At 68.8% G+C, this 6,608-nt stretch carries 6 protein-coding genes; 1 reads left to right on the forward strand and 5 read right to left on the reverse strand.

Going from position 1 to position 6,608, the window contains the following annotated elements:
* The 3 genes from VFA16_RS03200 to ssd form a co-directional block, all read right to left on the reverse strand.
* On the reverse strand, positions 1–605 hold a 605-nt coding region (locus tag VFA16_RS03200), incomplete at its 3' end, for a type II secretion system F family protein (protein ID WP_324966425.1).
* A complete protein-coding gene (locus VFA16_RS03205; protein ID WP_324966426.1) occupies positions 602–1,768 on the reverse strand; it encodes a TadA family conjugal transfer-associated ATPase in 1,167 nt (388 codons plus the stop codon). The genes VFA16_RS03200 and VFA16_RS03205, both read right to left, overlap by 4 nt.
* A complete protein-coding gene (gene ssd, locus VFA16_RS03210; RefSeq protein ID WP_414687628.1) occupies positions 1,765–2,850 on the reverse strand; it encodes a septum site-determining protein Ssd in 1,086 nt (361 codons plus the stop codon). Before ssd ends, VFA16_RS03205 begins: the two co-directional genes overlap by 4 nt.
* Before the next feature lie 471 nt (positions 2,851–3,321).
* Here ssd and VFA16_RS03215 point away from each other — a divergent pair, with 471 nt between their 5' ends.
* The gene (locus VFA16_RS03215) at positions 3,322–4,179 is read left to right on the forward strand and encodes an HAD-IB family hydrolase (RefSeq protein WP_324966427.1); all 858 of its coding nucleotides are present in this window, start codon (positions 3,322–3,324) and stop codon (positions 4,177–4,179) included.
* Positions 4,180–4,597: 418 nt separating this feature from the next.
* On the opposite strand, the gene VFA16_RS03220 is transcribed toward VFA16_RS03215, so the two are convergent.
* Together VFA16_RS03220 and VFA16_RS03225 are read right to left on the reverse strand one after the other, a co-directional pair.
* The gene (locus VFA16_RS03220) at positions 4,598–5,341 is read right to left on the reverse strand and encodes an oxidoreductase (RefSeq protein ID WP_324966428.1); all 744 of its coding nucleotides are present in this window, start codon (positions 5,339–5,341) and stop codon (positions 4,598–4,600) included.
* A gap of 121 nt (positions 5,342–5,462) precedes the next feature.
* The coding region (locus VFA16_RS03225) for an ABC transporter ATP-binding protein (RefSeq protein ID WP_324966429.1) at positions 5,463–6,608 on the reverse strand (1,146 nt) is incomplete at its 5' end.

Genomic DNA, 6,608 nt, shown 5'->3' on the forward strand with positions numbered 1-6,608 from the left:
GCCATCCTCGCTATCACCCGTCCCGAAAACCGTTGCCGCTCGGCAATGTCCCGCTGCGCGGCGCGCATCAACGTCGACATCGCCAGCCCATGCTCAGCAGCCAGCGCCCAGCACACCGCAAGTCGCTCCCAGTGCGCCGGCATCGCCGAGGACCGGGCAGCGCTTCGCAGGCCGGCGGCGACGTCGGCACCTAATCGGGCATGCGCCGCGACCGCCTGGAAGCAGTCGGCGACCGTGCCGTCGGTTTCCTCGGCGGCGACAGCGAAGGCGCGCACCGGATGAGCTCCCGCGCGCAATTCGCCGACCAGGACATCGATCGCGGATTCCAGCGACCGGCTCTCCGCGACAGCGCGCCGGCTGCGCAGACGCCGGCGGCAGCGCACTCCCACGGTTGCCGCCAGCACCGCGGCAGCGAGAACCGTAGTCAGCGGCAGCAATAGGGCGGACGCAAGCGCAGCGCATCCGGTAGCCCAGCCCGCCCAGCTTCCACGGGCCACCGTCACCCGTCGCGGGCTCGGCGCGGCGGGCATGAGCCGGCGTCGCGGCGACGGCAACACCGCCAGCGCGAGCGCGAGCATCAACGCAGCAGCCGCCGGGTTGTTCATGTCGAGATCCGGCTGTGCAGCAGGCGCCGCAGATCGTCTGCCCCGTCGGTCAGTCCGCGGTCGGCGTGCCAGGCCGTCGCGACATCGACTCGCCCGCTGTTGGTTTGCCGCAGGACCGCGATCTCGCTCAGCCGGCGGCGGCCGGCCCGGTCCCGACCGACGTGCAGCAGCACTTGGACCGCCGCGGCGAGCTGGCTATGCAGCGCGGCACGATCGAGGCCGCCCACAGCGGCCAAGGCTTCCAATCGGGCCGGTACCTCGCCGGGGCTGTTGGCGTGCACTGTGCCAGCGCCCCCGTCGTGGCCGGTGTTCAGCGCCGCCAGCAGATCCACCACTTCGGCGCCTCTGACCTCACCGACCACGATGCGGTCAGGCCGCATCCGCAAGGCCTGCCGCACCAGTTGGCGTACGGTCACTTCGCCCACGCCTTCGACGTTGGCGTGCCGTGCGACCAGCTTCACCAGATGCGGATGCCTGGGCGCCAGCTCGGCGGCGTCTTCGACGCAGACGATCCGCTCGTCGGGCGACACCGCGCCCAACATCGCTGCCAGTAGAGTCGTTTTGCCCGCGCCCGTACCGCCAGACACCAGAAACGCCAGCCGGGCGGCAAGGACATCGGCGAGCAGTTCGGCTGCCTGCGGCGCGATCGCGCCCGCCGCGCTCAGCGCCGCCAAATCCTGAGTAGCCGGGCGCAGCACGCGCAACGACAGGCAAGTCCCTCCAGCGGCGACGGGCGGCAGGACCGCATGCAGCCGCACCGCGAAACCCCCGGTGCCAAGACCCGTCAACTGGCCGTCCACCCACGGTTGCGCGTCGTCGAGACGACGGCCGGCGGCCAGCGCCAACCGCTGGGCCAGGCGCCGCACCGCCGCATCGTCGACGAACCGAATCTCGGTGCGCCGCAAGCCGTTGCCATCGTCGACCCAGACCGCATCCGGCGCGGTCACTAGGACGTCGGTGGTGCCGTCGGCGCACAGCAGTGGCTCGAGGATGCCGGCACCGGTGAGCTCGGTCTGCAACACCCGCAGGTTCGACAGCACCTCGGTATCACCAAGCACCCCACCGGATTCGGCCCGAATCGCGGCGGCCACCACGTTCGGCCGCAGCGGCACGGCTTCCGCAGCCAACCGCTCACGCACGCGTTCGATCAGGGAACCGCTCACGCTGCCCTGCCTTCTGGCTCGGCCGGCCGACTGGGCAACACGGCAAGCACCCGGTGGGCGGCACCCGCTAACGCGGACCGGCGCCGCAACCGAAGTCCGCCATGTTCGAGTCGCTCAGCGATTCGGGGTTCGGCTCTCATCGACGCCAACAGCGGCACGGCGGCGACAGCCGCGACTTCCGCCGCGCGCAGCCCGCCCGGCGACGGCCCACGCGCGACCAGCCCGACGTTGGGGTTGATCGTGGACAGCACTGGGGCGATCGTCGCGGTAGCTGCGCATGCCGGTACATCGCACGGGCTGATGACGACCACCAGATCTGCTGACTGCAAAGCGGTTTCGCATGCGTCAGTTAACCGGCGCGCGACATCACAGATCACGGTTACGCCGCCGCGGCGGCCGGCGTCGATGACGGCGTCGACCGGCCCGGGATCCAGTTCACACCCGCTGCGGGTGCCCGAGAGCATGCTGATGCGGCGGCGCCGCGGCAGGGCTTCGCGCAGCGCTGACCAGTCCAGCCGCCCGCCCTGGACCGCCAGGTCGGGCCAGCGCAGGCCCGGCGCCTCCTCGCAGCCCAGCAGCAGATCTATGCCGCCGCTCCAGGGATCGAGATCGATCAGCAGCGCGTTGTCCGCAGCCAGCGCCAGCGCCGCGGCGAATACCGATGCGCCGCCTCCGCCCCGCCCGCCGATGACGGCAACGACCCCCCCGCGCAGCTGTTGGTCATTCGTCGACTCTGCGGCGTCGGCAAGTTCACGCACCAACTCGCGCTCCTGCGCGGGCAGCGCGAGGACGTGCTGGGCGCCCACTGCTATTCCCGCCGCCCACATCGACGCCGCGGGCTCGGAGCCGGTCAGTACGACGACATGCGAGCGCCGTGGCAGCGCCTGCTGCCCGCAGCGGCCGGCCGCCGCCTCGTCGAGCACCACAGCGGCAGCTGCCGACCAAGTCTTTTTGTTCAGCGCAGCCGGGCCTCTCACATGAACCACCCGCACGCCGACCGCGGCGGCGACTCGATCGAGTTCGTCGCGCAATGCCGGTTCATCGACCACGGCCAGCACGCCGGCTCGGCCGGGCGATCCCATCAGACTTCGAGTGGAGCTCACTCACTTACCCTGGCGGCCCGTCGCCCGGAACCGCCAGTCCCCCAGCGCAATTTGTGGACAGGGGCTGATCTGTGCATAACTCCGCTCGGCGATCACCATTCCGGCGTCAGCGCGAAAACCAAATAGGCGACAGACGACGCGGCTCGAGAAGGCCACTGGCGGAAGGATTAACCCCGGAAAAGGGACGACCCCCGCCAGGGGGGGAGGAGGCGAGGGTCGTCGTGTATCAGCCCCGGGGGGTCGGGCTGATACACCCTCGGCACAGGCCGAGTACTGCTTACTATACACGCGACAGTCCCCGCGGGCGCAAGTGCTGCTTGCAAGAGAAAGCAGAACACCCTAGTAATTTCAGGTTGACGATCATCGCCACCGCAGCCGCCGCAGCGGCGCGTGAGCCGGTCTTTATCCACACCTTCGCGGCATGTCAGGCGATCGCCCTATGCTGGGCCGGTGACCGTCGCCAATTCGGCCGCACCGCAGCAAACCTCTCAGCAAGCACCGGCGCACGCTGATTCCCAGCCGCGCACTGCAGCGTTTTTCGACCTCGACAAGACGGTCATCGCCAAGTCCAGCACGCTGGCGTTCAGTAAAGCCTTCTTCGATCAAGGTCTGATCAACCGCCGCGCGGTGCTCAAGTCCAGCTACGCCCAGTTCCTCTACCTGCTCTCGGGCGCCGACCATGACCAGATGGACCGGATGCGTGTCCACCTGACGAACATGTGCGCCGGCTGGGACGTGGAGCAGGTCAAGTCGATCGTCAACGAGACACTGCACGACATCGTCACTCCGCTGGTTTTTGCCGAAGCCGCCGACCTCATCGCCGGCCACAAGCTGTGCGGCCGTGACGTGGTAGTGGTGTCGGCGTCCGGCGAGGAGCTCGTGGCACCCATCGCCCGGGCCCTGGGCGCAACGCACGCGATGGCGACCCGGATGGTGGTCGAAGACGGCAGATACACCGGCGAGATTGCGTTCTACTGCTACGGCGAAGGCAAGGTGCAGGCGATCCGGGAGCTGGCAGCGCGCGAGGGATACGCGCTCGAGCACTGCTACGCATACTCCGACTCGATCACCGATCTGCCGATGCTCCAGACGGTTGGTCACCCGAGTGTGGTCAACCCGGACCGGGCGCTGCGTAAGGAGGCGATCGCCCGCGGCTGGCCGGTGCTGACGTTCTCGCGCCCGGTGTCGCTACGTGACCGCATCCCGGCGCCGTCGAGCGCTGCCGTCGCCGCGACAGCCGCGGTGGGCGTAAGCGCGCTGGCGGCCGGAGCACTCACCTATTCGCTGCTGCGCCGCTTAGCCTTCTAGCCGCCAGCAAACATCGAGGCTGCCGCTGTGACGGGTCGCCGACATTTGGCTCTTGATGTGATAGGGGTCACGTAGTACAAAGGAGTGACGGAAGCCCGGTGAGGCCAAGGTCGATTCGGAAGAGAAGAATCGATCTCCCGATCCGGGCGGCCCAGCACGGATACCGGCACCCACGCGGAGCCACAGCCGCGATAATGGCAGAAGTGTTGCGGGCCTGCGTAATTGCGAAGAGTGAACGGTGTCGACGGCCCTTTGGGTGGGGCTGCAGCCGATCGCTTCGCAAGATCGCCGAGGCCAACCCACGCAACCCAAAGTTGCACGCTTGGTAACCGAGTTCCGTGCTAGCGGGCGGCGCGCCGAAGACCTTCGGATCGTCGCCCGCTTCACATGTGTTGAGGGCTTTTCGTCGCCTTCCCGGCTAACTACCCGACAAGGCGTCGGCGATCGCCAGTGCCTCGCGTGCGCCGTCATGCAATGCGCGGCAGCACAACACCAACCAGCGCGCGATGCCTTCGGATGTGCCGGTGGCGAAGTCCTGTGCCGCCTGGCGATAGTCGGCGGCGCGCCGCATCCAATACACCTCCGGCACGCCGAGCCCATGGGGATCGAGCCCGGTGGCAATAGTTACCAGCCGCGACACCGCGCGAGCCACCACGCCGTCCGCGCTGCCGAACGGGGCGAGCGTCAACAGCTCACCATGCGCGACCGCGGCCACCACCGGCGCCGGGGCTTGGGTGCCGCCACTGACCAATTCCGCGAGCAGCTCGAGACGCGGCGCGATGTCCGCGTCCGCGCGCGGCCGCCCCAGCCGTTCGTCGTCAACCCGACCGGCGGCCGCCAGCATGTGCAGTCGAGCCAGTGCCTGCAGCGGTGCGCGTTGCCACACCGCCACCAGGGTGGTCTCGCCGCCCTCCAGCGCTTGGGCCACCCGCAGCGCCCCGGCGAATACGGGGTCGGCGGCAGCAGAGTCGTCCATTTTCAAAGGCCCGCCGTCGATTACCGACGAAGCCCGCGCCGACCGCAGTGCCGCCTCCGCGGCGGTCACCGGCCAGCGCCGCAGGTTGGCCCGGTGCCGGTGCGCCCGGCCGAGCGCATCGCGTGCCTGGTCGCTGGCCGCGGCGACGCCGGGCAGCTCCAGCAGCGGAGCCAGCGGGTCCGTCAATTGCGCCGCTCCTCCTCATCGCTTCGCTCTGCATCGTCGCCGGCGCGGGTCACGGGATGCCAACACTAGCGGCGATCGCAAGCGCGGCGAAGCCGGGTGCAGCGGGTCGCCGCCATTGGACCTAGCGCGTCGCTGCGCCGGGTATAGCGGCCAGCAGCTCGCGGGTGTAGTCGTGGTGGGGTCGGGTGAATACGTCTTCGGTCGCTGCGTGCTCGACAACTCGGCCGGCGCGCATCACTACAACCTCGTCGGCGATCTGCCGTATCACCGCAAGATCATGGCTGATGAACACATAGGTCAGGCCGAGGCGGGCCTGCAGATCGGCGAGTAGGTCCAGTATCTGGGCCTGCACCACGACGTCGAGGGCCGAGACGGCCTCGTCGCAGACCAGCACCTCGGGGCGCAGTGCCAGCGCCCGGGCGATCGCGACTCGCTGACGTTGACCACCCGACAGTTCGCGCGGCGTCCGGCCCAGAAGCGGCGGCGGCAACGCCACCTGGTCAGCCAGCTCGCGCACGGCCTTGGCGCGTTGACGACGGTCACCGATGCGGTGGATGCGCAACGGTTCCTCGATGGCCCGGAACACCGAGTACATGGGATCCAGACTGCTGTAAGGATTTTGGAACACCGGCTGCACCCGTCGGCGAAACATGAATGCCTGGCGTCGATCCAGTGTGCTGATGTCTTGGCCGTCGAAAAGCACTGTGCCTGACGTTGGTTCCAGCAGGCCAAGCACCATTCGCGCCAGAGTGGACTTTCCCGAACCGGATTCGCCGGCGATCCCCAGTGTCGTAGCTCGCCGCAGTCGAAACGACACCGCGTCAACGGCGCGGAACTCCGCATGCCGCCACGGTGCCCCGCGCGAAACCCGGTAGGTTTTGGTCAACTCGGTGGCGACCACCACGTCGTCCCGGGATGACGGGACGCGTTTGATCGGGGGGCGAATTGACGGAGCGGCGGCTATCAACCGCTGGGTGTACTCGTGTCGCGGCTTGGCCAGAATTGCCTGTGCGGCACCGGATTCAACGACGAAGCCTCGGTGCATGACGACAACGTGCTGGGCCCGTTCAGCGGCCAGCGCCAGGTCATGGGTGATCAGCAGAACCGCGGTGCCTAGTTCACTCGTGAGCCGCTGCAGATGGTCGAGGACCCGCCGCTGCACAGTAACGTCGAGCGCGGAGGTCGGCTCGTCGGCGATCAGCAACCGCGGCCGTCCGGCCAGCCCGATCGCGATCAGTGCGCGCTGGCACATGCCGCCGGACAGCTG

It is taken from the genome of Mycobacterium sp. (genome assembly GCF_035653355.1).
In the GTDB taxonomy this organism is placed as follows: Bacteria; Actinomycetota; Actinomycetes; order Mycobacteriales; family Mycobacteriaceae; genus Mycobacterium.

What these genes read in the sequence shown, in the direction of transcription:
- ssd (WP_414687628.1), bottom strand. Translation starts at nt 2,850, where the DNA reads ATGGGATCGCCCGGCCGAGCCGGCGTGCTGGCCGTGGTCGATGAACCG.